We start from the raw sequence: 25,995 nt of genomic DNA on the forward strand, positions 1-25,995 counted from the left end.
CATGGCCTTCAAACGGCCAAGCGACCAAAGTCACGCCGAGGCCACCCCCAAATTGTGCTCACCGGCCGCCGGATTCAAACTAGCCGCGCCCACCACGCTGGCGGACATTGCGCTGCAACTGCGCGTAATTGGCCTGCAACTGCTGAATTTCATCGTCCAGTGCCCGGGCAGCATCGGTCAGGGCGGTGGCGGCCACGTGGTTGAGTTCGTAGATCGTCTTGCACTTGGTGTCATCGGCAAAGTCGATCATCACGATGTTGGGCATGAAGGCCTTGAGCACATTGCCAAAGGCGTGCGAGGTCGGGTCCACATGGTGGGCGATGCGTTCGTCGATCGCGTCCGACAGGCCCTTTTTCCACATGCGGCGCAAGGCGGCCACATTGGAGCCATTCCACATGGTGTCATTGCGGTTCTCGATGCTTTCGAGCAGGCCGGTGCTCGTCCAGTACATCATGCCCATGACCTCGGGGTTGCCATGGCCGCCGCGTTGCATCAGCTTGGCCTGCTTGCGCTCGTTCTGCCCGACCTTGCCAAAAGGCTTGGCCACCGAGGTACCGCCCTTGCCGAAATACTGCAGGCCGTCGTAGGCCGGGAAGTAGGTCTTGTCGCCAGACTTGTCGTACAGGTTGCGGATGCCCAGGATGCCACTGTTGACCGGGAACTGCTTGCGCACGGCCACCACGCCCTCCGAGGTGAACAGCACGATGACCTTGCCTCGCAGGTCGCGCAGGGTCCTGGTGTTGAGGTTGCCGGTGCCTTTGTAGATGAAGGCGCCCAGGTCGTTGACACAGGTCTCGGCGATCAGCGCCCAGTTGCTGCACTTGTCGAACTTCAGGATGAGGAACTCGTCGGGGTGCGCCTGCACGAAACCGCGGGCCTCGGCCAGCATGCGCGTCAGCCCCAGGCCAAAAGCACCGCCGCGCAGTTTGGTGCGGGTGATGGTTTCCTGGCGGCCCACGTCCATCACGAAGCGGGACTTGGTTTCATCCTTCTTGAGCATGCCGTCGGCGTGGAAGGCGCGCAGCATGGCGTCCTTGCCACCGATGCCATCGATGGTCTGCGCGGCGATGCGCAGGTCGAACACACGCACACCGGCTTCAGCCTGCTGGCGGATGTCCAGATCCTGCGTCTGCACATTCGAGGCGCCGCCGGTGATGCCCGCATCGTGGCTGCCTGCCATGACGATTTCATTGAGCTGCTTGTCGGCGCCCAGTTGGTAATAGCTGATCATGCTGCGTGACAGGGTTGGGGTGGCAGGCCAGGTGCTCAGGCTGGCATCTTGTACCAGACCGTGCCCTTGGGTTCCTTGTACTTGTAGATGTGGGCCATCGTGACCGAGGTGAGGAAAGCCACCTCTTCGGGGTCGATGGCCACGGCGATGACGTTGGCGTCCTGCAGCCGGGTCGAGTCCATGACCAGCTTGGTGTTGACACGGCTGATGCTCTGGAAGTTGGCCGGCGAGGAATTGCCCACCTTGTCGACCATGTAGAGCGTCTTGAAGCGCATGGCATACACATAGCCGCTGTCGTAACCGCCGCACGCATCACTGGGGTCGGTGGAGATGTGGAAGGTGTCACCCGCTTTCTCCAGCTTGATCTGCCGGGCCAGCGTCAGCAAGGTCAGGCTCTGGCACTTGTCGCTGTTGAACAGGTCCTGCAGGCGCTTGGCCTTGGTGGGCAGCGTGATGGCGAAGTTCTGCCCCATGCCGCGACGCACCACCTGGCGCGCGCCCTCGACGTCCAGCGGCACCCACGCGGTGAAGCCGCCAAAGCCCTTGAGCTGGGCGGGGCTGCGTGTATCGCCTCGGTAGAGGATGTGGTGCCCCGCCTCGAGCTGGTTCATTTCGGTGTCGAGCAAAGCCTCGCCGGCCGCCTCGGGCAGGGCCACGGGTGCCATCGGGCTGGAGGCGGTGCTCTTGAGCCTGATTTCCTGCAATGGCTGCTTGGGCTGTTCAACCGGCTTGGGCTGGGTCAAGCTGGGCAAGGGACGGGGTTTGGCCGTGGTCGCCACCAGCACGGGAGCCTTGGTAACGGGGTGCACGGGTGCGGTTGCGATGCGGTTGGTGCGCGAACGGTCTGCCGCGCCGCAGCCCGCGTTGGTGCAACCGCCCTGCGAGCTTTCATACCACTTGCCGCAACTGCTGCATTTCAGGTAAGCCATGGCGTACTCCCGTCAGAAGTTGTACTGGAAGGCCCCATCCACCACGGCCACTTCGACCTTCTCGATGGGCTTGCCGCCGAGCATGTGGTTGAGGAAGGCGCGCGAGACATCGGGCAACATCGTGTTGGTCAGGATGGCGTCGATCATGCGGCCACCGGATTCGGTCTCGGTGCAACGCGACAAGATGAGCTTGATGACGTCGTCCGTGTAGGTGAAGGGCACCTTGTAGCGCTGCTCGACGCGCTTCTTGATGCGGCCGATCTGCAGCTTGGCGATCAGGCCCAGCACCTCGTCGCTCAGCGGGTAGTAGGGGATGGTCACGATGCGGCCCAGCAGCGCAGGCGGGAAGACCTTGAGCAGCGGCGCGCGCAGGGCCTTGGCCATGCCCTCGTGGTCGGGGCGCAGTTCGGGGTCGGCGCACAGGGCATCGATGGTCTCGGTGCCCACGTTGGTGGTCAGCAGGATCAGGGTGTTCTTGAAGTCGATGACGCGGCCTTCGCCGTCTTCCATCCAGCCCTTGTCGAAGACCTGGAAGAAGATCTCGTGCACATCGTGGTGGGCCTTTTCGACTTCGTCGAGCAGCACCACGCTGTAGGGCTTGCGGCGCACGGCTTCGGTCAGCACACCGCCCTCGCCATAACCCACATAACCCGGAGGCGCGCCCTTGAGCGTGGACACCGTGTGGGCCTCCTGGTACTCGCTCATGTTGATGGTGATGAGGTTCTGCTCACCGCCGTACAAGGCTTCGGCCAGGGCCAGCGCGGTTTCCGTCTTGCCCACACCCGAGGTGCCGGCCAGCATGAACACGCCGATGGGCTTGTTGGGGTTGTCCAGGCCGGCACGCGAGGTCTGGATGCGCTTGGCGATCATTTCCATGGCGTGGTCCTGGCCGATCACGCGCTGGGCCAGGGCCTTGGGCAGGTTGAGGATGGTCTCGATCTCGTTGGCGGCCATGCGGCCCACGGGGATGCCCGTCCAGTCGCCCACGACGCTGGCCACGGCCTGGTAATCAACCGTGGGCAGGATCAGCGGGTGTTCGCCTTGCAAGGCGGTGAGTTCGGCCTGCACCTGCTTGAGTTCGGCCAGCGCATCGGCGCGCTCGGCTTCGGTCAGGGTGGGGTGCAACTCGGCCGCGGCGGCCGTGGCGGCAGCGGCCTCGACCTTCTCTTCCAGCTTGCTGCTGGTGCCTTCCACCGGGGCGATGACGCCGCGCAGCTTGGCACGCAGGCCCAGCAAGCGGTCCACCAGGGTCTTCTCGGCTTCCCAGCGCTTGTCCAGCTCGGCCAGGCGGGCGTGCTCGTCGGCCAGCTGGGCCTTGACATCGGCCTCGCGGGCGGCCGTGTCCACGCCGATGGCGGTTTCGCGGCCGATGATGGCCAGCTCGGTTTCCAGGGCCTCGATGCGCTTGCGGCTGTCGTCCACTTCAGCGGGCGTGGCATGCAGGCTCACGGCCACGCGGGCACAAGCCGTGTCCAGCAGGCTGACGGATTTGTCGGGCAGCTGGCGTGCGGGGATGTAGCGGTGGCTGAGCTTGACGGCGCCTTCGAGCGCCTCGTCCAGGATCTGCACCTTGTGGTGCTTCTCCATGGTGGAGGCCACGCCGCGCATCATCAGCAGGGCCTTGGGCTCGTCGGGCTCGTCGACCGTGATGCTCTGGAAGCGGCGGGTCAAGGCCGGGTCCTTCTCGATGTGCTTCTTGTACTCGGCAAAGGTCGTGGCACCGACGGTGCGCAGCTGCCCACGCGCCAGGGCCGGCTTGAGCAGGTTGGCGGCATCACCCGTGCCGGCGGCGCCGCCCGCACCCACCAGCGTGTGGGTCTCGTCAATGAAGAGGATGATGGGCTTGGGGCTGGCCTGCACCTCGTCGATGACCGAGCGCAGGCGCTGCTCGAACTCGCCCTTCATGCTGGCACCGGCTTGCAGCAGGCCTACGTCCAGCGCCAGCAGGGACACGTCCTGCAGTGAGGGCGGCACGTCACCACGGGCGATGCGCTGGGCAAAGCCTTCGACCACGGCGGTCTTGCCCACGCCGGCTTCGCCGATCAGGATGGGGTTGTTCTGGCGGCGGCGCATCAGGATGTCGACCACCTGGCGGATCTCGTCGTCGCGGCCCACGATGGGGTCCATCTTGCCGCTGCGGGCCTGCTCGGTCAGGTCGGTGGTGAAGCGCTTGAGGGCTTCCTGCTTGCCCATGGCCGCGGGCGCGATGGCATCACTGGCTTCACCGGGTACACCGCCGGATTCGGTGGCGCCTTGGGCGGCTTCGGGTGAGGCGGCCAGGAAGCTGGCGAAGTTGTCGATCAGGTCATCGAGCTTGATGCGCTCGAACTGCCTGGAGATCGCCATCAGGGCATTGCGCAAGGTCGGTGTCTTGAGCATGCCGATGATGAGGTAACCCGTGCGCACCTGGCGGTCGTTGAACATCAGCGAGCCATATACCCAGCCGCGCTCGACGGCGTTCTCGACAAAGGTGGACAAGTCGGTGATGGACGAGGCGCCACGCGGCAGACGGTCCAGCGAGGCGGTCAGGTCCGAGGTCAGGGCCGAGGTGTCCAGCTCGTACTGACGGATGATGCGGTGCAGGTCGGAGTCCTGGTTGTTGAGGATCTGCGCGAACCAGTGCTGCAGCTCGACATACGGGTTGCCGCGCAGCTTGCAAAACACCGTGGCGCCTTCGATGGCCTTGTAGGCCAGCGGGTTGAGTTTGCCGAACAGGGCGGTGCGACTGATTTCTGCCATGGGGTTCTCCTTGAAATTCAATGGGTTGGGGCTTCAAGCCGCAAGCGCAGGTCGGCGCGGTCAGGGTGGGGGCCACGGCGGCCCAGCCAGGTATTGAGGCCGAGTCGCCCGCCGGGAGCACTCGGCTGAGCTGGCTGGGCGCGCGGCGCAGCCGACGTGACGGGTGCGGCCTTGCGGCCCGCTTGCAGCGCAGGCACCTGGCTGCCTTGCAGCACCAGTTGCACCTCGCACGACAGGCTCATGCCCAGATACTGGCGCAACCAGTCGCGCAGGGCCTTGCGCGCAGGCTGGCCCGGCAGGAAGCGCTGGTACTGCTCGTAACTCAGCGGCCCGATGCGCAAGCGGAAGTTGGACTGCCTGTCCCACACCCGCTTGCCCAGCACGGCGCGTTGCCCCAGTGCGGTGTTGCGGCCCGGCGCCGTGCTGGGCAGCAGGCGGCTGCGGTCTTCGTCCTGCAAGTCCAGCCAGTGGCCGACGGCCGACTCCAGCGCCACCTTGACGCCGAAGTAACTTTGCAGGATCTTGATCAGGCCCTCGGCATTGCGTGGCCCACGTGACAAGGCCGCCGCATGCAGGCGCTTGGCGTCATCGGGCAGCACGTCGCGTTGCGCAAAGGGCTTGCCAGCCTGACCGAACAGGGCGCTGACCCAGCGCGAGAAGTCGTCGTCCCAGGGGCGGTCACGGTGCACCACCGGGCGGGACTGCGCCCAGGCCTTGAAGAACAGCAACACCGCACGATGGTGGAAGACATCGGCAAAGCGCATCAGGGTCGCGTCGCCATGACCACGGGCGCGCTCGCGCACGTACTCGGTCAGGTGCAGCGGCATCGGGCCCATGGGGCCGAACAGGCCAAAGCCCAGTTGCCCGATGCGCGGTGCCCCGCCCTCGCCTGCCGCCGTGAACGAGTGGAGGTTGGCCGGGGCAAAGGCCAGCTCGGCATCCTGCCCCAGGCGCACGGCTTCGTCGCGTGGGCGCAGGGCATCTCCCAGCCTGGGCACGTTCGGGCTGTGGGCCTGGATGCGGCGCAGCACCTCGAACAGGTCGTGCGCATAAGGCGCCTGGGCCAGTTCGGCCCACAGCTGCTGCAAGGCCGCGTGGTCACGCGCGCTGGCCTGTGTGGGTGAACGCGAAGGCAGCATCACCGAAGGCGGGGCCAGGTCGTCCACCGGCTCGCTGGACGAGCCGCTCAAGTGGGCATTCGACGGGATGTTCGACGGGGTGCTCATGGCCCTGCTGCGCCTCAGAGGATGGCGGCCTGCCCCATGCGGGGCGCCCACTGCATGACCTGCCCGCGTGATGCCGTGCGCAAGCGCGTTTCGGTGAAGCTGTTGATGGCCGCATGGCGTGCAAAGAAGTGCTCCAGCACGCTGCCCAGCAAGACGGTGCTGGTGCCTTGCAGGCCCATGTCATCGAGCTCAAGGTCGATCTGCACGCCCGAGCCAAACGCCAGGCGCCCGGGCCCCGGCAGGCGGCGCGCCACTTGGCGGGCCGTGACCGCGCGGATGCTGTCCACCTGCTTGCGCCAACCCGCATCACCCTCGGGCCCGTGCAGGCTCAGCAGGCTGCGCAAGGCGGCTGCGGCCTTCTGCGGGTCCTCGCCCGCGATGGACAGATAGTTGAGCGTGAGCTGGCTGATGAGCGACCAGCCCACATCCCCGCGCACCAGGCGCTGCACCACGGGCGTGGGCCCGCGCAGGCACTGCACGCCTTTGACAGGCCCGGTGGCATCCAGCGCCCAGGCTTGTGAGCCCGTGCTGGCATCACGCTGGCCGGCGCCCGGCAGCAACATGGGCAAGTCCCGGTTGCTGACCATGGCCGAGACGGCCAGCTGGCGCAGCTCTTCGGGGTAAGGCGCATTGGCCGGGTCCACCAGGGACACGAAGACCTCGCTGCCGATGTAGGACGAGCGCGTGCCCTGCTCCCGCTGGCGTTGCGACAGCATGCGGGGCTCGCGGCGCACCGTGTAGTAGGCCGGGTGCTCGCTGCTTTCGGTGTGGAAGGCCGCGTACAAGGGATGAAAGCCCTGCTCGGCCACACGGCCGGTGCCATAACCCGTGATGGCCTCGATGCTGTAGACCTCGAAGTCCTGCGGGCGGGTGCGGTCGGGCACCACGTGGTGCTCCACCTGCGACGAGGTCAAGGCGATGCGGTCCAGCCGCTTGGGGAAGAGGTTGATGGCCGGAGTGCAGTACAGCGACAGGCTGCTGGCGTCCACCAGCGACTCCAGCGACGCATCCCCCTTGGACAGCAGGATGACGATCTCGAACTCGTTGCCCTTGATGCGCTGGATGCGGTGCCGCAGTTGCGACAGCTCCACGAACATCAGGCGCTGCGGCATGGCCGCGAACTCCTGCAGCACGCGGTGGCCGGAGAAACCGCGCAAGGTCTCGGGCAACAAGGCCTGGTCGTCATCGAAGCCCTGCTGCTGCAGGCTGTCGGCGTGCGCCCACTGCGCACGGGCCTGTGCCGCATCCACGGGCAACCAGGTGCCCAGGGCGGCCGTGGTCAGCAATTCATGCAGGCGCAGCGCCGTTTCATCGGGTGCGCTGATGTAGAAGGACAGCGCATCCACCGGCAGCTGATGCGCCATCAGGCCGCCCTGCACACGCAGGCGCAGGCGCAGGCCACCGCGCACCTGGCGCGCCACCGGCAGCTGTGCCAGCGGCAGATCAGGTGCATGGCTGAAGTACTGGACGTTGACCAGCTCCAGCGGCCACACCGTGACCTCGTGCGCCGTGCGGAAGGTGCAGCGTGTGCCCTGCCCGCGCGCCACCTCGCTGGTGAGCACCGAATGGCGCGGCACCGTGAAGCCTTTGGCCAGTGCCGGGTCGGCCAGATCGGGCTGCAGACGCGCCACCATCATCGACGGCACGGGCGACAGGAAGTTGGGGTAGACCGTCTCCAGCAGATGCTGGATGAAACGCGGGTACTCGGCGTCCAGCTTGAGCTGGGTGCGCGCGGCCATGAAGGCAAAACCTTCGAGCAGGCGCTCCACATACGGGTCGGCCACTTCCAGGCCGTCCATGGTCAGCCGGGAGGCGATCTTGGGGAACTCGCGCGCGAACTCGGCGCCCACTTCGCGCAGGTGCGCCAGTTCCTGGTTGTACAGCTTGAGCAGCCCGGGATCCATCAGCGACGGCCTCCATCAATGGTGGACGGGCTGCCATCACGCACCTTGACCTGCCCGGCCTCCAGGTCCAGCTGGGTGCGCAGCAGCAGCTCCAGCGGGATGGGTTGCGCCCACAGGAAGCCACGGATCTCGAACTCGATGATGTTATGGGCGTCCAGCATGGCGCCCCCGTCCACGGCCTTCACGCTCAGCGAATGTTCGAGGATGCGGGGCTCATAACGCAGGATGGCCTCGCGCAGAGATTGCTCGACGCTGGGCACGTCCACCTTGGAGGCCAGCTGGCCTGACAAGGGCGGCAAGCCATAGTTCAGCACCGACTCGGCCGCATAAGGCGCATCGGCGCCCTGCTTGCCCAGCGGCTGCACGGCATTGAGCAACCAGCTCAGGTCGCGCAGCACCGCCTGGCGCAACTGGTTCTTGTTGAGCACGCGCTTGTCGTCCGCATCGTGCTTGTCGTCGGGGTGCTCGTCGGTCAGGCGGTCCAGCAGCGCAGGCTGCAGACGGTCACGCAGGTCGGTCGTGGCCATGGACTGCTGCTCGCGTGTTCAGATCGTGGATCAGGCTGCGGCCTGGCCGGGGGCCTTGTCGGCGCCCTCGCCCTCAGCGCTGGCCACATGGAGGATGAGCGTGCGCACATCCAGCAGGCCGAGCTCGGTCTGGTCCGTGGTCAACAAGCGCTGGCCCACGCCGCGGTACTGGCCGGGCGACAGCTCGATCCAGTCGGTGCGGCGCGACAGGCGCACCAGGTTGTCCGAGCCTTCGGGCATGGGTGCGTAACGCGTGGGCACCAGGGCCACGGTGCCGCCGCCATTGGGGAACTCGATCGCCGCCGGCAGCCAGACCATGTCACGCAGGTCACTGGGTGGCTCGAAGGTGATCGAACTCACCGACGAGAAGGGCAACCAGCCGTACTTGCCGTTGATGATGACTTCCAGCACCGGCCCCAAGCGCGAGTCGGCATCGGCCACCCACTCAAAGGCTTCGCCATTGAGCGCGCCGCTCACGGTAGGCGCGGCTTCCAGCGCCTGCTCGCGCAGGTGCTGGGCCAGGGCGTGGTCCCCACGGGCATCGGCCTGCACGGCCTCCACCAGGTGCGCCACCCAGGCCTGGGGCTGGCCGAACACCATGGGCGTGGTCTGGCCGTTGAAAACGGCATCCCGCAGGGCTTCGCACTTGATGGCCTCGCGGTAGGTGTTGACCATGGCCAGCGTGCCGGCATCGAGCTCACCGCACACACCCAGCTGGGTCATGGCCCGCGTCCACTGCCCGTCCACCGCCAGCAGCTGGAACAGGAAGATGCGCAGCTTGGGGTGCGAAGGTTGCGCGCGCACACCCTCTTGCAGGTACTGCAAGGCCTGCGTCAGGTCGCCCTGTTTGAGTGCCTGTTCAGCTGCTTCAACCGTGTTCATGGCTTGGGTTCCTGGGGCGATCAGCCCGGGGTGATTTCGGTTTCGAAGGTGCTGGCGCCGCCGCTGCCGCCAGCGGCCGTCTGCACCTGGTATTCAACGCACACCTTGAAAAAGGCAATGTGCAGCTCTTCGTGGATTTCAGGCAGCTCGTCGCCCACGGAGGCGATCCGGTGCGACATCAGCCGCGCCTTTTCCATCTTGATCTTGAGGTAGTCCACCGCGGCCGTGCCACCCGCCTTGCGCACGCTGAGCGTGACCGCCTTGAGGGGCTCGTTGTTGCGCAGCGCGGACATCAGCCCGGTCGACGAGCGGTCGACCCGCTTGCGCACCACCATCTCTTTCATGGTGGTGCGGGCCGAGCCGCCACCGAAAGACGCGGCGGACACGTCCATGCCCCAGTTCCAGCCGATCACCTCGATCTCGTCGAGGTGACCTGCCACGGTCGAATCCCCCTTGATCGGGCCCTGTTTGGTGCCCTCGATCTTGAGGAACATGTCGGATAGGGACATGGTGTGCTCCTGCGTCTGTCGGTCGCCTGCTCAGCGCGCAATAAGCGCAATCAACCTTGCGGCTTGTTGGCAGGGATGTCCCATGCAGCCGTGGAAGTGGCGCCAGCGCCGCCTTCCTTGGACTGGATGGTGTACTCGACCTTGAACTTGGCGAAGTTCAGCACGACGTTTTCCGTCAGACGGTCTTCACCACCGGAGCCACCGGTCTGCACCGAGGACACCAGCACGTCGGTCAGGGTGATCTTGATGTACTCGAGGGGCTTGTCGCCGGCCTTGCGCACGGTCAGCTTGGCTTCCTTGATGTGGGTGCCCTTGCAGGCGGCCACGATCAGGGCGGTCGAGCTGGCGTCCACCCACTTGGTCAGCGACAGATCCTGCACATTGACCTTGCCGGCGCCGGCGCCCGTGCCCGAGTGAGCGGTGCCCGACTGGGACAGGCCCCAGCTCCAGGCCAGCACGTCGATTTCGTCGGCGTGCTTGTCGTCTTTCGACTCGCCCTTGATATCACCAATCTTGATGAACATGTCCACTGCCATGATGCTTCTCCAGTTAAGTTGAGCGACCCGAATTGAAATGAATGAACCGGTTGGATCTGGTGCAGAGATGGGTCAGGACCCCACACCACCGGCGTGTTGAAGCCGGGCCAGGTTGCCCCCGGCCCGATGGAACGCTTGTTTCTGGCGCCCAGGTCAGTTGGCCTGACTGATCAGGCTGCCTTTTGTGAAGGCAGTTTCGAAACCAGACGCAGCGACACGGTCAGCCCTTCCAGCTGGTAATGCGGGCGCAGGAAGAACTTCGATGTGTAGTAACCGGGGTTGCCTTCCACGTCTTCCACCACCACTTCAGCAGCAGCCAACGGACGACGGGCCTTGGTTTCCTCGGAAGAGTGGGCGGGGTCCCCGTCCACGTAGTTCATGATCCAGTCCTGCAGCCAGCGCTGGACTTCACCGCGCTCCTTGAAGGAGCCGATCTTGTCGCGCACGATGCACTTGAGGTAGTGCGCGAAGCGGCAGGTGGCGAACAGGTAAGGCAGGCGCGCGGCCAGGTTGGCGTTGGCCGTGGCATCCGGATCGTCGTACTCGGCGGGCTTTTGCAGCGACTGGGCACCGATGAAGGCGGCGAAGTCCGAGTTCTTCTTGTGCACCAGGGGCATGAAGCCGTTCTTGGCCAGCTCGGCCTCGCGGCGGTCGCTGATGGCGATCTCGGTGGGGCACTTCATGTCGACGCCACCATCATCGGTCGGGAAGGTGTGCGTGGGCAAACCCTCGACGGCACCGCCGGACTCGATGCCGCGGATGCGCGAGCACCAGCCGTACATCTTGAACGAGCGGTTGATGTTCACGGCCATGGCATAGGCCGAGTTCACCCAGGTGTACTTGGTGTGGTCGGCACCGGCCGTGTCTTCTTCGAAGTCGAAGGCTTCCACGGGGTTGGTCTTGGCACCATAAGGCTGGCGGCCCAGGAAGCGAGGCATGGCCAGGCCGATGTAGCGGGCATCGTCCGACTCGCGCAGCGAGCGCCAGGCGGCGTACTCGGGCGTGGTGAAGATCTTGGTCAGATCACGCGGGTTGGCCAGCTCTTGCCAGGACTCCATGCCCATCAGGCCGGGGCCAGGCGCGGCGATGAAGGGCGTGTGGGCTGCCGCGCAGACCTTGGCCATTTCACCCAGCCATTCCACATCGGGCGGCGTGTGGTCGAAGAAGTAATCACCCACCAGGCAACCGAAGGGCTCGCCACCGAACTGGCCGTATTCCTCTTCGTACACCTTCTTGAACAGCGGGCTTTGGTCCCAGGCCGTGCCCTTGAACTTCTTGAGCGTCTTGCCCACATCGTTCTTCGAGATGTTGAAGACGCGGATCTTCAGCATTTCGTCGGTTTCGGTGTTGTTGACCAGGTAGCTCAGGCCGCGCCAGGCGGATTCGAGCTGCTGGAACTCGGGGTGGTGCAGGATCTTGTTGACCTGCTCGGACATCTTCTGGTCCAGCGCGGCGATCATGGCTTCGATCGAGCCAATGACGTCGCTGCTGATCAGCTTGGTCTGGGACAGCGCTTGCTGGGCCAGGGTCAGAACGGCTTGTTCAACGGCCGACTTGGCGTTGTCGTTCTGGGGCTTGAATTCCTTGTTCAGCAGGGAGGCGAAATCACCGCCTTCGTATTGAACGCCCTGCAGGGCCGCGCTTTGAACTTGTGCTTCGGACATGTCGTCAACTCCTAGCTAGGGCTTTTGTTATTGAGCGCCGTCTTCAGGCTTCTTGGCGGACGCCAGGGACTTGAGCAGGGCCTCGTCCTTGAGGACCTTGGCCAGCAGCTCTTCGGCACCGGTCTTGCCATCCATGTAGGTGACCAGGTTGGCCAGCTGCTGACGCGCTTCGAGCAGCTGCTTGAGGCCATCGACCTTGGCGGCCACGGCGGCAGGCGAGAAGTCGTCCATGCTCTCGAAGGTCAGGTCGATGGCGAGGTTGCCTTCACCGGTCAGGGTGTTGGGCACCTGGAAGGCCACGCGGGGCTTCATGGACTTCATGCGGGCGTCGAAGTTGTCGACGTCGAAGTCCAGGAACTTGCGATCGGCCACGGGGGCCAGGGGCTCGGCCGGCTTGCCCGACAGGTCGGACAGCACGCCCATCACGAAGGGCAGTTGAACCTTCTTCTCAGCGCCGTAGAGCTCGACGTCGTACTCGATCTGCACGCGGGGTGCACGGTTGCGGGCAATGAATTTTTGACTACTGGTGGCCATGCTTCGCTCCTGGGTCGTTGGGTTTCAATGGCGTTGAGAATCAGTACTGGTCGTTGGGCACGCCAGCCAGCTTGGAAATCGTGTCGACACCGTCCGGGACCAGGTCGCGGATGATGTCCATGAAGTTCTTGCTCATCAGGCGCTGCGCGCGGCGAATCAGCAGGGGCGCGGGGTTGGAGGGCTCGTTAAGCTCGATCCACTCGCACACCTTTTCAAGCGCCTGCACCGCGTCGTCGCGGGTGCGCAGCACGCCAGCGGCCACCGCCACGTGGGCGGCACCACCTGTCGCCGAGGCGGGATCACCGCCCACGTCGGCTGCCGCCGCATTGTCTGCACCCGCTGCCGCACCCGAAGCCTGTTTGGCGACATCGCCAATGACCTGCAGGAGCAGGCGCAAAGGGCGGAACTCGGGGCCGGAGATGGTGGCCTTTTCAGTGACCAGGGCGTCGATGGCGGCCACGGTGTCGGCCATGCCGGCCAGCGCGGTGAGCAGGCCAGCTTGCTGGCCTTCAGCATCTTGCAGGGCGGCGACCACACCGGCCAGCGGAGTGACGCTTTCGCCTTCGTAAGGCTGGGCCTTGCCCGCGGCCAGTTCGAAATCACGGCCGGTGATGCTGCTGCGGCCGGCACCCAGGCCAGACTTGCGCACATCGGCCAGGAAACCGGCGCCATCCACCAGCGGGGCCAGCGCATTGAGGCGCATGGTGGGGTCGTTGTCGTCGTCCGCGTCCAGCATGGGGTGGACGTGGTCCCAGTATTGGGTCAGCAGGCCGTGGATAAGGCGCAGGCCATCGGCGGCGGCGGCCAGGCCTTGCAGGCGGGTGGACGAACGCAGCAGGTGAACCGCCACGCGCACGTCCTTGGTGCGGGTCAGCAACTCGCTGGACAGGGCCTGGACCTTGCGCCAGTCAGGCTCCTCGGCGGGGATGATGGTGTCACCGAACTGCTGCTCGGGCTTGCCACGCGAGGCTTCGTCCAGGGCCAGGAAGGCGCTGTCGTATTCCAGATCCGGGCCACAGGGTTCGCTTTCGCCAACCGGTGCCAGGAGGGTATCGACATCAATCAGGGCCATGGTGTGTTCCGACTCTTCACAGCGTTATCAGAGGATGACAAGCACTGTAGGTTCGAGAAGAGGGCCTCACACCTGCCAAAAGTCATGTGAAGCTGAAGGGCGGCTGAAACCAGGGGGTTGCGTTGCGCCGGGCACCACACCCCCTGTTTCTTGACCCGCGTCAGAAGGCCGCGCAGTTGCCGTCGGCCTGCACGCCCGAGCAGTTGCTCAGCTGGGCACCACGGCGCACCTTGGTCCACTCCAGCGACAGCGGCTCGGCCTCACCCGAACCCGTGGTGACCGCGGCCAGTGTGTTGGCTGGCGTGCACAACTGCGGCCGTGAGAACTGGCCGTGCAGGTAGACGTCGGTGCGCAACTCGTTGAGGGCGTCAACGGACTCGAAGGGCAGCTTGGGGCGCTGATCGGGCGGGATATAGGGCTGCTCGTTGCGGTTGAACGTGTAGTTGATCGCCAGCGGCACGAAGGCATTGGTGGCGGTGTCGCCCGTGTTCACGCTGTAGCCCATGGCCGTGGCCGACGTCGTCGACTGCGGCAGGGACTGCGCGTTGATCTGCGGCGCCAGCACCCCGTTGTTGTAGATGGCACTGCCAATCTGGTTGCCCGGGTTGTTCAACTGCACATTGCTGCCGGGCGCCCCGATCACCTGCAGCGCCGCCACGTTGATCGGGCCGCTCTGGGTGATGTCGCCGGCCGTGGCCAGGGTCAGGTTCAGCGCCGGGTTCGCGCCCGTCTGGGCGCCCAGGTCGATGCCGCCAGGTGCCGGCGCCACAGCCGCGGCGGTCTTGTTGCCAGCGGCACTGCCACTGGCCGAGGCGCTGGATGGCTCGTTCTGGTTCTGCAGTGTCACCTTGCCCGCACCGTTAAGGGCGCCGTCTTCCACGCTGATCTGGCCAGCGTGGGCGTTCGAGCCGATCACGGTGATGGCCCCCGCCGAGACGCCGGGATTGACGCTGGCGTTGAACCAGGCCGGGTTCACGATGAAGTTGGTCGGGATGCTGCCTGCACCCGTGCCCACACGGATGGCGGTGGCCGTGGCCTCGGTGAGCTTGCCGTCCGCGCTCACGCCGGCCGGCCGGAAGTTGAGTCGGCCAATGGTGTTGAAGGTGGGGGTTCCCAGGTTCAGGGCCCGCGTGGCGCTCGCATCGGCGCTGGCGCCAATCACGATATCGGCGCTCGATGTGATCGGGTCGATGCCGCCCGGCCCGAGGCCATACACCTGGATGCCAGGCTGGCCGCTGTCAACCTGGATGCCCGCCCCCGCCGAACCACCGGACTGGCCCACGATGGTGATCTGCTGCCCGGGGTTGGCCTCGCTGGTGGTGATCAGCAGGTCGTTGGCGCGCACACCATAGGCGTCGACACCGGTCACGGCGGCACCGGCATCACGCACACCACGCCCCAGAATGCGCACGGAGCCCTGGCCGGCATTGAGGGTCACCCCCGCACCAATGTCCACGCCAATGGGTTGCTCCCTGAACGGGACCGTGCGGCCACCTTCGGACACCCCGCGGATGTCGATGATGCCCTTGTCGGTGCTGATGGTGGTGTTGGCCAGGCTCACGCCGGCCACCGAGGTGCTGTTGCCCAAAATGGTGACGTTGCCGGCATCGATGGTGGTCCCGCCGCCAATGGCCACGCCGATCTGGCTGGCCACGGTGGTGTCGGCGCTGACGCTGTCACCCGCCACACCGCCCGAGCCCTTGACGAGCACATCACCCCGCACGGTCTTGCCTGTGCTGTCCGTGCCGATGGTGCTGATCACCGTGCCATTGATGGACACGCCCGGGTTGTCATTGACGAGTGTTGTCCCGGCTGTGGCCGGACTCACGGCGCCCATCAGGTTGAGGTTGCCACCGTTGGTCTGGATGGCGATGCCGCCTTCGGGCGCCACCTCCAGGCCCTGCCTGGTGTCCGCGGCCCGGCTCGCGCCATCGAGGATCACGCTGCCCTTGCCCACGCCATAGGCGTCGGCCACCAGCGATACGTCGAGCTTGCCGGCGGTCGACGTCACCGTCGCGCCCCCTTGCACGACCAGGTCACTGCCCGACTGCAGGTAGAGGCGGTTGCCACCCAGGCCTTCGCTTTGCACGATCCGCGCGCCGGATCGAACGGTCAGGGTATCGCTGACCACCGTTTTGCGCGCTTGCGTCTGAGACGAGAGTTCGGGCGGATAGCTGGTCGAAATGCCCACGCTGCCACCGCTGTTGAGCACCGCGTTGATGTCGGTATCGGCGATGTAGGTCTCGGACGCCGCACTGCCATTGCCGCGGCCAATGGTCAGCGAGGGCGAATACACGGACCAGATGCCGCCCACGGCACCCGCCGCACGCGCCCCCACCAGAATGTTGGCGCCGCCCAGATCCGCGTCGCGCACACTCACATAGGTGCCCGAGGTCTCCACGGCGCCGCCGTCGCCGCCATTGAGACCACCGCGTGCTTGCAAGGTGCCATACACGCGCAGCTCGCCACGGTGCAAGTTGCTGTTGATCTCGTCAACGGTGAAGCCATCCAGCGTGGACAGCTTGATGGTGCCGCCCTTGCCATCGTCCGTGGCGTCTGCGGACAGCGTTGCACCGCGCCGAACCTGAATCTGGTTCGGGGACTGGCTTTCGGTGGCCCCCACATTGTTGAGCGTGATGGTGCCGCCGCCTGACGGACCTTCCGCCAGCAACTGCGTGGCAGGCAGCGGCTCATCCGGGTTCAGGTTGGTGGAGATGTTGGGGCCCACGATCACATTGGCCGCCGACATCACGATGCTGCCGGCCGTCGAGCGCGCATCCTTGGCGCTGACGTCGATGGTGCCAGAGTTGAAAGCACCAGCGCGGTCGCCTTCGGCCTTGAGCGTGACCGTGCCCTGACCACCGTTGCTGCCATTGGCGCGGATCGTGCCCGCATTCATGACGCCCGCCACGGGGAAATCCGTGACCAGCGTGCTGAGCCCTGTCGGGTCACCAAACACATTGCCGCCCTGCCCATTGCCCTTGGTCTGCAAGGTCACGGTGCCGTTGGGCGCATCGATCGTGCCGCTCACGGCGTTGACCACCGAGCGGCCCGTGGCGTCCTGGAACTGGTCGGGCACCGAGGCGTCGGCCACAGAGGCGAGCTTGATGTAGCCACTGTCGCCGATGTCAGCCTCGACCGTGGCACCAGCCACAAGGGTGATGTCGCCACCCGAGCCCACCGAGATGCCGCCGGCATTGCGCACACCACGGTCACCGATCAGCATCACGCCGCCGCCATCCGTGGCGGTGAGCGTGGCGCCTTTCTCGATCTCAACCACCGGGCTGCCGTACGAACCATAGCCATAACCGGATGCACCCGCGGAGAACACCACGTGGGTGTCGGCAAACAGCTTGGCGTAGTTGTTCTCGACGTAATCGGAGCGCAGGTCCAGGGCTGACATGACCAGGCTGGATGCGCTCACGCTGCCTGTGGCGCCCACGTAGATGCCGTTGGAATTGATCACGAACAGGCGGTCATTGGCCGTGATGCGGCCGTAGATGTAGCTCGGGTCCTGGCCCAGGGAGCGCAACACCGTCAGCGAGCTGGCATTGGGCGCAACCACATCGACCCAGGCGTTGCTGCCCACGCTCAGGCTGGACGTCTGAAACTGGCCGTTGGCGCTGCTCGACCCGACCTCGACCACACCCCTGGCACTGGTCTGGTTGATCGTGAGCTTGGCCACACCGCTGGCCGTGGTGGACACGCTGGAAGTGATGTCACCGTAGGTGTTGCCCACATTGGGCAAGGTGTTGGCGTCGATGGTGCGCGAGGGCAACGCCACCTGCGCCAGCGTCGCGGACGCGTAGCCCGCTGCGCACAAGGCGATCATCAGAGGACGCAGGCGAACAAGGGCCCGGCTGCGGTGCTTGGAAGAAGAAAGAGTCTGCATCACGAGCCTCATGGATCAGAAGGCGTGCTGGGCTTGCACGAACACACGAACCTTGTCGTTGCCCGGCTCGGTTTCAACGGGGCGCGTGCCGCGCCAGGCCACGGTGGCCTTGATGGTGGCGATGTCGGGATAAGTGAGCGCGACACCCAGGCCCGAACCACGCAGCTGGATATCGTTGCTGCTGAAGTTGACCGGTGTGGTGTCGCGTTCGCGGCGGCCCTTGGCCCAGTCATACAAGGCGAACACCGTCCAGTTGGGATTCAGCCAGTAACGCAATTCGCTGGTGAACAAGGTGGCTTCGTCAGACGCGCCTTCCGAGCCCGGATAGGCGCGCACGCCACGCGGCCCACCCAGGGACATCTTCTCGGCCGGGTCCAGGTTGCGCGAAGCGAGTTGCTGGCTCACGCTGGCATACAGCGACACCTTGCGGGCCAGGGCCTGCAGGCGCGAGTACTGCAGCTCGACCTTGCCAAAGGCGCCGGCATGGCCCAGGTCACCCAGGTCTGCGTCGTTCTGCTGGTCTTCTACGGAGTTCAGGCGCAGACGGCCCCAGTGGAACTGGGCCGAAGCACCGTTGAAGCCACCGCCCATGAAGCCGTCACGGGACTCCATGTTCAAGCCGGCCACGGCGCTGCGCACATGCTTGCTGTACACCTGATCGCCCAGTGGGTCCAATGTGAGGTGATCGCGCATGTACTTTTCGTCATAGCCCAGGCGGGCCATCACGGTGCGGTTACGCGCACGCACCAGGGGGTAGCTGAGGTTGACCTCGGCCACATCGGCCTCGCCATAAGGGTTCAGGTACGCGAACTCGCCGCGCAGCGCGTAGTTGACCTGCGCATACGCCACCGACAGACGCGCGGGCGTGTAGCCCACGGGCAGCTCATACGCGATGCGCCCGACCTTGACACCCCCACCCGAGCTCTGGATCGTCTGCAGGTCGATGTTGTCGCCGATCTTCAAGGGGTTGTTGAAGCGCAGCAGGCCCGTGACACGCCAGCGACCGGCGTAGGTCACGCCCTGGTTGTCCACGGCCAGGGAGGCATCCCAGCTGCGGCGCGGCGTCACCTGGATGGCCAGGTTGTAGGCGCCTTCGTCACCCGAGGGCGACAAGGTGGCCTTGGCCTGCACGCCGGGGCTGTCGTTGAGCGCGAACATGACGCGCTCCAGCGACTGGGTGTTGAGCAGACGGCCCGAGCCCAGGCAGAAGGTGTTGAGCAGGCCACGCACACGCGCTTCGCTCAGCGGCGCATCGGGGCCCAGCGGCACCTGGATGCGGGCCAGCCTGGGCTCGACCACCTCGACCTTGAGCACGCCCTGGCTGACGTCCTGCGTGGGGAAACCGATGGAGGCCAGACCCAGGCCGGCGTCTTCATAACGTTTGCGCAGGGCCCCGATCAAGGCAGACAGATCGGCCTCGCCCAGGGTCTTGCCCACATAAGGATCGGCCAGCTGCGACAACTGCTGCGGCGTGAAGGCCGTGGCGCCATGGACTTCGAAGCGGCGCAGCACGAAGCTGACCGCAGGCGCCTTGTCGACCGGTGCGGCGGCGTCCAGCGGGGCCACATTGGGCAGGGCCGGCATGGCGCTGGGCTCGGTGGGCACATCACGCAGGATGTCGCCTGCGCGGGGTGCCGGGGCGGCCGAAGCCACCTGGGCCTGCGCGCTACCCAGGGGCATCAGCGCGGCCAGCAGGGCCAGCGGGACAAGAGATACGGCTGCACGTGACATCTCAGCTTCCTAGTTGCATGCGGCCATTGCCGATCACGTTGAAGGGGGCCCAGAAGAAGGGATGGGCAAAGCGGCTGCGCTTTTGCACCTCGACCTGCGCGGTACGCATGGCGTCCATCAGGTCGGCGCCTTCGCTCATGGATTGGTACATGCGCGTCATCAGCGCTTCGGTGGAGTCGTCGGCCACCGGCCACAGCGAGGCGACCATGCTGCTGGCCCCGGCGGACAGGAAGGAGCGGGTGAAGCCCACGATCTCGTCGCCCTTGAGCACTTTGCCCAGGCCGCTTTCGCAGGCCGACAGGGTGACCAGGCTCACGCTGTGCATGTCCAGGCCGTAGACCTCGCGCGCTTCGAGCAGGCCGCGGTCCTGGCCATCATTGGCCAGCAGGATCTTGGAAAACAGCGGGTCCACGTCGTCGACCTCGGCGTGCGCCGCCACGTGCAGCACGGCCGACTGGTTGGCGCGCAGCTTGAAGGTCATCTTGGTGGCATCACGCTGCACATAGACCTGCTTTTGCTTGAACAGCGCAGACACCTCGTTGACCTCGCGCTCGGCACCCGGCAGGGGCACGTTTTCTTGCGTGGCGGGGTTGCCGAAGGCCAGCAAGGCGCTGACCGTCTTGCTGGGGCGCGACCAGAGCTGACCGCCCACCGAGGCCGAGGGCCACACGGCCACGGCGGTGCGGGCGATCAGGTAACCCTGGCCGTCATACAAGGCCTGGAAAGGCAGGTAGTGCAGCGGCCCGTGGGGTACGACGAACAGGCGCGTGGTGGCGTTGGGGCCTTCACCCAGCTTCACGCCGCCCATCAGCTGCTTGTAGAGCAGCTGGCCCTGCGCCTCGACATCGCGCTTGCGCTCGATGATGCTGCGGCGGAAGTCGTCCACCTCGCGGGCCAGGGTGGCCTGCGGCAGCGCGAGCACATGGCCTTCGAAGCTGTTGGCCCGGATCATCCAGACCACGAGCTGGTCGCCCACGGCATGGAATTCGAGCACGCCTTCATCGGGGCGCAGCAGGCCTTGCAGCTGAGACAGCGACAGGCGGCCGCCCAGGGCGTCATTGGCACGGCCCCGCACCGAGTCCAGCAACTGGCGCGAGCGCGAGTCTTCAGACAGGTTCCAGGCGGTGACGAAGTCCTTCTGCTCGACCGCCAGGGCCAGCGCCTGGTCGTAGACGGCCTGCATGTCACCAAACAGGCCGGTGCGGAACTCCTCGCTGCGGAATTTGGCGCGCAGGCCGTTGGCCAGGGTGGTGGCCTTCAGGAAGGCGGCCAGCGCCTGGGGCTTGTCACCGCGCTTGAGCTGCACCCGGCCCACGCCCACCAGGGCCCACAGGCGCTGGTATTCGGAGTCGGCCGTCTGGTCGCCGGTGGCGATCTGGTCGTACACCGCCAGGGCGGCTTCAGGCTGGTCGTCAGCCAGCAGGGCGGCGGCGCGGCTGCGCAGGTAGAAGCTGCCCAGCGCGGTGCGGGCCTCTGGGCCGATGGCGTCGAGCTGCTGCAAGGCCGGCTTGGGCTGGCCGGATGCGTTGAGCGCGTTGGCCAGGGACACCAGCACCTGCGGGCGATAGCGCTCGCTGGCCGTTTTCAAGGCGTCGTGGTACTCGGTGATGGCCTGAGCCTGGTTGCCACGGCTCGCGGCCACATCACCCAGGATCTTGTGCGCGGGCGCCAGCACCTGCTCGGGGCTGGCACCAGGGAACAACAGGGCACTGCGGGCGTACTGCTCGGCTTCATCGATCTTGCCGGCGTACAGGTAGGCCATGGCCAGATCGCGGTGGGCCAGGGCCTGCAACTCAGGTTTCTTGTCGCGCTCGCCCAGGAACAGGGCCTTGCTCGCCGCGCGGATGCTCTGGCGGAATTCGCCTTGCTCGGCCAGGCTGGTAGCCTGCCCACAGTAGGCATAACCGTCGAGCTTGATGACATCGCGGTCCAGCAGGGCCTGGCCTTCGTTGACGAGGGTACGCGGCTGGGTGGCCTCGCGCACGCGCTGCAGGGCCAGGGCCGTCTGGCGGCCTTCGGCGTCCGTGCCGGGCTGGGCGCTGGCAACCCCGCCGGCCAGTGTCATCACAGCCAGCATCAGGGTGGACAGGAGGCCTGCGGGCCGCCTGGCAGATTCAAACAGTGTTCGCCGCGGCATCCGGGCTCCCCTCAAAAACACAGCAAATGGCGCAGACTATGAAATAGTTCACACCCCGGCAAGTGACCTAGGTGACGATCCCCCAAGCCCTAGGGGTGGGCCACCCCGGGACCACGGGGTCGCGGCTCATGACAGCTGCCGCAACATGGAAAACAGCTCTTTGGGCAGCACAGGCTTGAACAGCACGCGGTGGCCGCTGTCGTGCACGCGCTTGACCTGCTCCGGCGAGGTGTCGCCCGTGACCAGCACGGCCGGGATCTGGTAGCCCAGCACATGGCGGATGGCGTTGATGGCCTGCAGGCCGTCCTCGCCATTGCGCAACCTCAGGTCCGACAGCACGGCGTGGATGGGCTCGGGGTGGTTGGCCGCCAGCAGGCAGGCCTCGTTGATGTTGCTGGCCACCAGCACCTCGTAGTCCCACTCGCGCAGCAACAGGGCCATGGAGTCGCGGATGGCTTCCTCGTCATCGATGAACAGCAGGGTGCGGGCGTTGCCAATGGGCGAAGGCACCGTTTCGGCTTCCAGGTTCATGCCGTGCAGCGCGTTCAGGTCGGTCTGCGGCACGGACAGGCGGATCATCGTGCCCTTGCCCACGGTGGAGGCCACGGTCAGCGGATGATCGAGCAGCAGGGCCAGGCGCTTGACGATGGCCAGGCCCATGCCCAGGCCGCGGTTGCGGTCGCGCTCCGGGTTGTGCAGCTGGTAGAACTCGTCGAACACGCGAGGCAGCTCGGCCTCGGGGATGCCGATGCCCGTGTCCCAGACCTCGATGTTGACGTTGGGGCCCGAGTTGCGCGCCACCACCACGATGCCGCCGTCGCGGGTGTACTTGATGGCGTTCTGGATCAGGTTGCTGAGGATGCGCTCCAGCAGCTGCGGGTCACTGGTGACGTGCTTGCCGCCGGGTTTGAAGCGCAGGTGCAGGCCGGCGCCCTCGGCCTGGCCGGCGAAGTGCATGTGCAGGCGGCGGAACACATCGCGGATCGGGAAGGACTGCAGCTGCGGCTCCACCACCCCGGCGTCCAGCTTGGAGATGTCCAGCATGGCGTTGAAGGAGCGGTCCAGCGACTCGATGCAGCGGTTGAGGTTGCTGACCAGCGGCGCCTCGGAGGTGCCGGCCAGGCGCTTTTCCAGCGCGCTGGCAAACAGGCCCAGCGCGTGCATGGGCTGGCGCAGGTCATGGCTGGCCGAGGCCACGAAGCGGCTCTTTTCCTTGTCGGCCTGGGCGGCCAGCGTCATCTGGTGGCGCAGCTGGGCCACGAGCTCGGCGTTGTCGAACTGGGCTTTCAGCGCCCGAACCAGCAGGTCGTTCTGCCCGAAGGCAAAAGCCAGGTTCACCCCCAGGTAAGCCAGCGAGAAGATGGCCAGGGCGTTGTGCAAGGGGGCCTGGTACCACAGCAGCAGCACCGGCAGGGGCAGCAGCAAGGCCAGCAACCAGGCCCACACCGCCGGGCGATACGCAACGATCGCACCGATGCCGCCCGAGCCCATGCCCAGCATCACCAGCATCATCAGGCAGATGGTGGCCAGGTCATGTGTGGGCAAGACGAACAGCGGCGCCGACCCCCAGACCAGGCCCGAGGCCAGCAAACCCGCCATGAAGCGCTGGCGCCACACCGGCATGCGCTGCCAGGCGCGCTCGTCGCGCTGATAGGCCCAGCCATTGAAAATGCGCGCAGCCTGGATGAGGTGAACCAGGGCCGCCCAGATCAGCACGCGACCATCCCCGGTGTAGGCCAGGTAGGCCACCCAGAAGGTCATGGCGGTGACGATGGCGCCCGCCGAGGTGAACCAGTTCGTGCTGTAGAGCGCGTGGATCTGCGCCAGCAGCAGGTCATTACGCTGCTGGCTGTTGCTCTCGGCGATGAGTTCGGACGCGCTCTGGCCCGCGTCCTGGGCAATGCGGTAGGTCACGCGGGGGCCGCCGTGGTCAGCAAGACATCAGCGCTGCTTCAGCACCACATCAGCGGAAGAGGCTGATCAGGTGCGAGCGCGACTTCACATCCAGCGCCAGCAGGATCGTGGACACGTAGTTCTTGACCGTGCCCAGCGACAGCTTGGTGGAGTTGCTGATTTCCTGGTTGGAACAGCCCGACAGCACCAGCTCGAGGATTTCAAGGTGACGCGGGCCCAGTTCGGCCACACGGTCATAACTGGATGCCGAGGGCGCGCGGGGAAAACGCACGGCCGAGGCGCCAGCCGGGGCCGCCACGGCTGCCGCATACGAGTATTCGGTCAGCAGGCCGACGATGCTGGAGCGGGTCAGCGAGGGGGAGTAAGCCTTGGGCAGGTAACCCACGGCACCCAGCCCCTTGGCCTGGCCGATCACGAATTCATCCTGGGTGCCGCTCATGACGGCCACGCGCGCCTGCGGGTAGGCCTCGATGAACTGGCGCAGCCCCTGCAGGCCCTTGCAGTCGGCCATGTTCAGGTCCAGCAGGACCAGGGCCACATCGGGCTCGGCGCCGTACAACCGCATGGCGTCATGCAGGTTGTCGGCTTCCAGCCATTGGATCTGCATGTCCTCGACCTCGTTGAGGACGGTGCGCAGGCCGACCCGCACCAGATCGTGGTCGTCCACCAGAAGGACTTTGAACGTGCCCAGAGGCGGAGGTTGAACAGATCCCATGGTTTGGTCGTGACTACGCTGATCGGACATGGCAGCCTTTGAGTCTCTCGGATGTTCCACAGCGGAACAATCCCTAACTTGTCACGGTCATTTTGCATCATGAAAAACAACAGCCGGATGATGCCACCCTGCCCCCTGCCTCGGGCGGCCCTCGGCGCGGCCGAATCAGCTAGCATGTCGGGTTCGCCCGGAGCCCCTTGTCGTGTCTACCTCTGCATCCTCGTCTTCGCCGTTTGCGCCTGAAACCGGCCGTCGTCGCACGTTCGCCATCATTTCCCACCCTGACGCCGGTAAAACCACGCTGACGGAAAAGCTGCTGCTGTTCTCGGGCGCCATCCACATCGCCGGTGCCGTGAAGGGCCGCAAGGCCTCGCGCCACGCCACGTCGGACTGGATGGAGATCGAAAAGCAGCGCGGGATCTCGGTGGCCTCCTCGGTGATGCAGATGCTGTACCGCGAGCACGTGGTCAACCTGCTGGACACCCCGGGCCACAAGGACTTCTCGGAAGACACCTACCGCGTGCTGACGGCCGTGGACTCGGCCCTGATGGTGATCGACGCGGCCAACGGTGTGGAAGCGCAGACCAAGCGCCTGATCGAGGTGTGCCGCCAGCGCGACACGCCCATCATCACGTTCGTGAACAAGATGGACCGCGAAGGCCGCGACCCGCTCGAATTGCTCGATGAGGTCGAGCAGGAGCTGGGCATGCCCTGCGTGCCTATGACATGGCCGGTGGGCCAGGGCAAGCAGTTTGGCGGCATCGTCAACCTGCGCACCCAGAGCATGCGCCTGTTTGACGCGGGCGCCGACAAACGCGGCGATGACGATGAGGTGGTGCCCCTGAGCGAGCGCGACAAGCTGCACGCCCGCTTTGGCCACGACTGGGAACTGGCCGAAGCCAATATGGAGCTGATGGCCGAAGCCGCCCCTGCGTTTGACCTGGAGCTGTTCCTCGCCGCCAAGCAGACCCCGGTGTTCTTCGGCTCGGCCGTGAACAACTTCGGTGTGCAGGAAGTGCTGGACGCCCTGGTGGACCTGGCCCCCTCGCCCCGCCCGCGCCTGTCAACCGAAAAGGATGGCTCGCACAAAGAGATCCTGCCCGAGATGGAAAACTTCTCGGGTGTGGTGTTCAAGGTGCAGGCCAATATGGACCCCTCACACCGTGACCGCATCGCGTTTGTGCGCGTGTGTTCAGGCAAGTACACCCCGGGCATGAAGCTCAAGGTGCAGCGTTCGGCCAAGGAGCTGCGCCCCACCTCGGTGGTGACCTTCCTGTCGCAGCGCCGTGAAGCGGTGGACGAGGCTTATGCCGGCGACATCATCGGCTTCACCACGCACGGTGGCGTGCAGCTGGGCGACACCATCACCGATGGCATCAGCCTGCAGTACACCGGCCTGCCCTTCTTCGCGCCCGAGCTGTTCCAGACGGTCGAACTGGCCAACCCCATGAAGAGCAAGCAGCTGCAAGCCGGCCTGATGCAACTGGGTGAAGAAGGCGCCATCCAGGTCTTCCGCCCTGAGGTGGGTGGCTCGATGCTGCTGGGTGCCGTCGGCCAGCTGCAGTTCGAAGTGGTGCAGCACCGCCTGAAAGCCGAGTACAGCGTGGACATCCGCCTGATGCCCTGCCGCTTCGTGGGCGCACGCTGGATCACGGCGGACACGCCCGAGGCCATGAAGAAGTTCTGCGACGAAAACGCCAGCAAGCTGGCGCTGGACGCCGCCGACACCCTGGCCTACATGATGACCTCGGCGTATGACCTGCGCCTGACGGCCGAGCGCCACCCGCAGGTGCACTTCCACCCGCTGCGTGAGCATGCGGGTTTGAGCTTGTCGACGCAATAAGTTAAGCCCC

General features: G+C 65.8%; 18 protein-coding genes. 1 reads left to right on the top strand and 17 read right to left on the bottom strand.

Features of this window, described 5'->3' with window-relative positions:
* Nucleotides 1-79 precede the first annotated feature (79 nt).
* From JY96_RS10705 to JY96_RS10785, 17 genes are all read right to left on the bottom strand, one after another.
* Nucleotides 80-1,231, bottom strand: a complete 1,152-nt coding sequence (locus tag JY96_RS10705; RefSeq protein ID WP_035037281.1) for a hypothetical protein — start codon at nt 1,229-1,231, stop codon at nt 80-82.
* Between the two features lie 35 nt (nt 1,232-1,266).
* Nucleotides 1,267-2,160, bottom strand: a complete 894-nt coding sequence (locus tag JY96_RS10710) for a hypothetical protein (protein ID WP_035037284.1) — start codon at nt 2,158-2,160, stop codon at nt 1,267-1,269.
* 12 nt (nt 2,161-2,172) lie between these two features.
* Nucleotides 2,173-4,899: a type VI secretion system ATPase TssH gene (gene tssH / locus JY96_RS10715; protein ID WP_035042264.1), complete on the bottom strand. Its 2,727-nt coding sequence runs from the start codon at nt 4,897-4,899 to the stop codon at nt 2,173-2,175.
* Between the two features lie 17 nt (nt 4,900-4,916).
* Entirely contained in the window at nt 4,917-6,125 is a 1,209-nt protein-coding gene (gene tssG / locus JY96_RS10720; protein WP_052162396.1) for a type VI secretion system baseplate subunit TssG, read from the bottom strand.
* Nucleotides 6,126-6,139: 14 nt separating this feature from the next.
* Nucleotides 6,140-8,029 carry a type VI secretion system baseplate subunit TssF gene (tssF, locus tag JY96_RS10725; RefSeq protein ID WP_035037287.1) on the bottom strand — a complete coding sequence of 630 codons (1,890 nt, stop codon included), beginning with the start codon at nt 8,027-8,029 and terminating at the stop codon, nt 6,140-6,142.
* Nucleotides 8,029-8,556: a type VI secretion system baseplate subunit TssE gene (tssE, locus tag JY96_RS10730; protein WP_035037293.1), complete on the bottom strand. Its 528-nt coding sequence runs from the start codon at nt 8,554-8,556 to the stop codon at nt 8,029-8,031. Before tssE ends, tssF begins: the two co-directional genes overlap by 1 nt.
* Before the next feature lie 30 nt (nt 8,557-8,586).
* Nucleotides 8,587-9,438: a type VI secretion system accessory protein TagJ gene (locus tag JY96_RS10735; protein ID WP_035037296.1), complete on the bottom strand. Its 852-nt coding sequence runs from the start codon at nt 9,436-9,438 to the stop codon at nt 8,587-8,589.
* Between the two features lie 20 nt (nt 9,439-9,458).
* Nucleotides 9,459-9,947, bottom strand: coding sequence for a type VI secretion system tube protein Hcp (locus JY96_RS10740; protein WP_035037301.1), 489 nt, complete (start codon nt 9,945-9,947; stop codon nt 9,459-9,461).
* Between the two features lie 50 nt (nt 9,948-9,997).
* Nucleotides 9,998-10,483: a type VI secretion system tube protein Hcp gene (locus tag JY96_RS10745; protein WP_035037303.1), complete on the bottom strand. Its 486-nt coding sequence runs from the start codon at nt 10,481-10,483 to the stop codon at nt 9,998-10,000.
* Nucleotides 10,484-10,653: 170 nt separating this feature from the next.
* Nucleotides 10,654-12,147, bottom strand: coding sequence for a type VI secretion system contractile sheath large subunit (gene tssC / locus JY96_RS10750; RefSeq protein WP_035037305.1), 1,494 nt, complete (start codon nt 12,145-12,147; stop codon nt 10,654-10,656).
* Nucleotides 12,148-12,174: 27 nt separating this feature from the next.
* Nucleotides 12,175-12,681 carry a type VI secretion system contractile sheath small subunit gene (tssB, locus tag JY96_RS10755; protein WP_035037307.1) on the bottom strand — a complete coding sequence of 169 codons (507 nt, stop codon included), beginning with the start codon at nt 12,679-12,681 and terminating at the stop codon, nt 12,175-12,177.
* Between the two features lie 40 nt (nt 12,682-12,721).
* A complete protein-coding gene (gene tssA, locus JY96_RS10760; protein ID WP_035037308.1) occupies nt 12,722-13,753 on the bottom strand; it encodes a type VI secretion system protein TssA in 1,032 nt (343 codons plus the stop codon).
* A 160-nt stretch (nt 13,754-13,913) separates the two neighbouring features.
* Nucleotides 13,914-17,645 (bottom strand): filamentous hemagglutinin N-terminal domain-containing protein, encoded by a 3,732-nt coding sequence (locus tag JY96_RS10765; RefSeq protein ID WP_161784302.1) that lies wholly within the window; start codon nt 17,643-17,645, stop codon nt 13,914-13,916.
* A 15-nt stretch (nt 17,646-17,660) separates the two neighbouring features.
* Nucleotides 17,661-19,376: a ShlB/FhaC/HecB family hemolysin secretion/activation protein gene (locus tag JY96_RS10770; protein ID WP_035037313.1), complete on the bottom strand. Its 1,716-nt coding sequence runs from the start codon at nt 19,374-19,376 to the stop codon at nt 17,661-17,663.
* A gap of 1 nt (nt 19,377) precedes the next feature.
* Nucleotides 19,378-21,513, bottom strand: coding sequence for a CHAT domain-containing protein (locus JY96_RS10775; RefSeq protein ID WP_035037315.1), 2,136 nt, complete (start codon nt 21,511-21,513; stop codon nt 19,378-19,380).
* 126 nt (nt 21,514-21,639) lie between these two features.
* A complete protein-coding gene (locus tag JY96_RS10780) occupies nt 21,640-23,427 on the bottom strand; it encodes a hybrid sensor histidine kinase/response regulator (protein WP_052162398.1) in 1,788 nt (595 codons plus the stop codon).
* Between the two features lie 49 nt (nt 23,428-23,476).
* Entirely contained in the window at nt 23,477-24,142 is a 666-nt protein-coding gene (locus tag JY96_RS10785; RefSeq protein WP_161784303.1) for a response regulator transcription factor, read from the bottom strand.
* Nucleotides 24,143-24,344: 202 nt separating this feature from the next.
* Here JY96_RS10785 and JY96_RS10790 point away from each other — a divergent pair, with 202 nt between their 5' ends.
* A complete protein-coding gene (locus JY96_RS10790) occupies nt 24,345-25,985 on the top strand; it encodes a peptide chain release factor 3 (RefSeq protein WP_035037317.1) in 1,641 nt (546 codons plus the stop codon).
* The last annotated feature ends 10 nt before the right edge of the window (nt 25,986-25,995 follow it).

Source organism: Aquabacterium sp. NJ1 (assembly GCF_000768065.1).
Taxonomy (GTDB): domain Bacteria; phylum Pseudomonadota; class Gammaproteobacteria; order Burkholderiales; family Burkholderiaceae_C; genus Aquabacterium.

Excerpts from the sequence above, each read along its gene's own strand:
- JY96_RS10765 (WP_161784302.1), bottom strand. The coding sequence starts at position 17,645 with ATGCAGACTCTTTCTTCTTCCAAGCACCGCAGCCGGGCCCTTGTTCGC.
- tssC (WP_035037305.1), bottom strand. The coding sequence starts at position 12,147 with ATGTCCGAAGCACAAGTTCAAAGCGCGGCCCTGCAGGGCGTTCAATAC.
- JY96_RS10770 (WP_035037313.1), bottom strand. The coding sequence starts at position 19,376 with ATGTCACGTGCAGCCGTATCTCTTGTCCCGCTGGCCCTGCTGGCCGCG.
- JY96_RS10785 (WP_161784303.1), bottom strand. The coding sequence starts at position 24,142 with ATGGGATCTGTTCAACCTCCGCCTCTGGGCACGTTCAAAGTCCTTCTG.
- JY96_RS10735 (WP_035037296.1), bottom strand. The coding sequence starts at position 9,438 with ATGAACACGGTTGAAGCAGCTGAACAGGCACTCAAACAGGGCGACCTG.
- JY96_RS10740 (WP_035037301.1), bottom strand. The coding sequence starts at position 9,947 with ATGTCCCTATCCGACATGTTCCTCAAGATCGAGGGCACCAAACAGGGC.
- JY96_RS10745 (WP_035037303.1), bottom strand. The coding sequence starts at position 10,483 with ATGGCAGTGGACATGTTCATCAAGATTGGTGATATCAAGGGCGAGTCG.
- tssB (WP_035037307.1), bottom strand. The coding sequence starts at position 12,681 with ATGGCCACCAGTAGTCAAAAATTCATTGCCCGCAACCGTGCACCCCGC.
- tssH (WP_035042264.1), bottom strand. The coding sequence starts at position 4,899 with ATGGCAGAAATCAGTCGCACCGCCCTGTTCGGCAAACTCAACCCGCTG.
- JY96_RS10705 (WP_035037281.1), bottom strand. The coding sequence starts at position 1,231 with ATGATCAGCTATTACCAACTGGGCGCCGACAAGCAGCTCAATGAAATC.
- tssG (WP_052162396.1), bottom strand. The coding sequence starts at position 6,125 with ATGAGCACCCCGTCGAACATCCCGTCGAATGCCCACTTGAGCGGCTCG.
- JY96_RS10710 (WP_035037284.1), bottom strand. The coding sequence starts at position 2,160 with ATGGCTTACCTGAAATGCAGCAGTTGCGGCAAGTGGTATGAAAGCTCG.
- JY96_RS10775 (WP_035037315.1), bottom strand. The coding sequence starts at position 21,513 with ATGCCGCGGCGAACACTGTTTGAATCTGCCAGGCGGCCCGCAGGCCTC.
- tssF (WP_035037287.1), bottom strand. The coding sequence starts at position 8,029 with ATGGATCCCGGGCTGCTCAAGCTGTACAACCAGGAACTGGCGCACCTG.
- tssA (WP_035037308.1), bottom strand. The coding sequence starts at position 13,753 with ATGGCCCTGATTGATGTCGATACCCTCCTGGCACCGGTTGGCGAAAGC.
- tssE (WP_035037293.1), bottom strand. The coding sequence starts at position 8,556 with ATGGCCACGACCGACCTGCGTGACCGTCTGCAGCCTGCGCTGCTGGAC.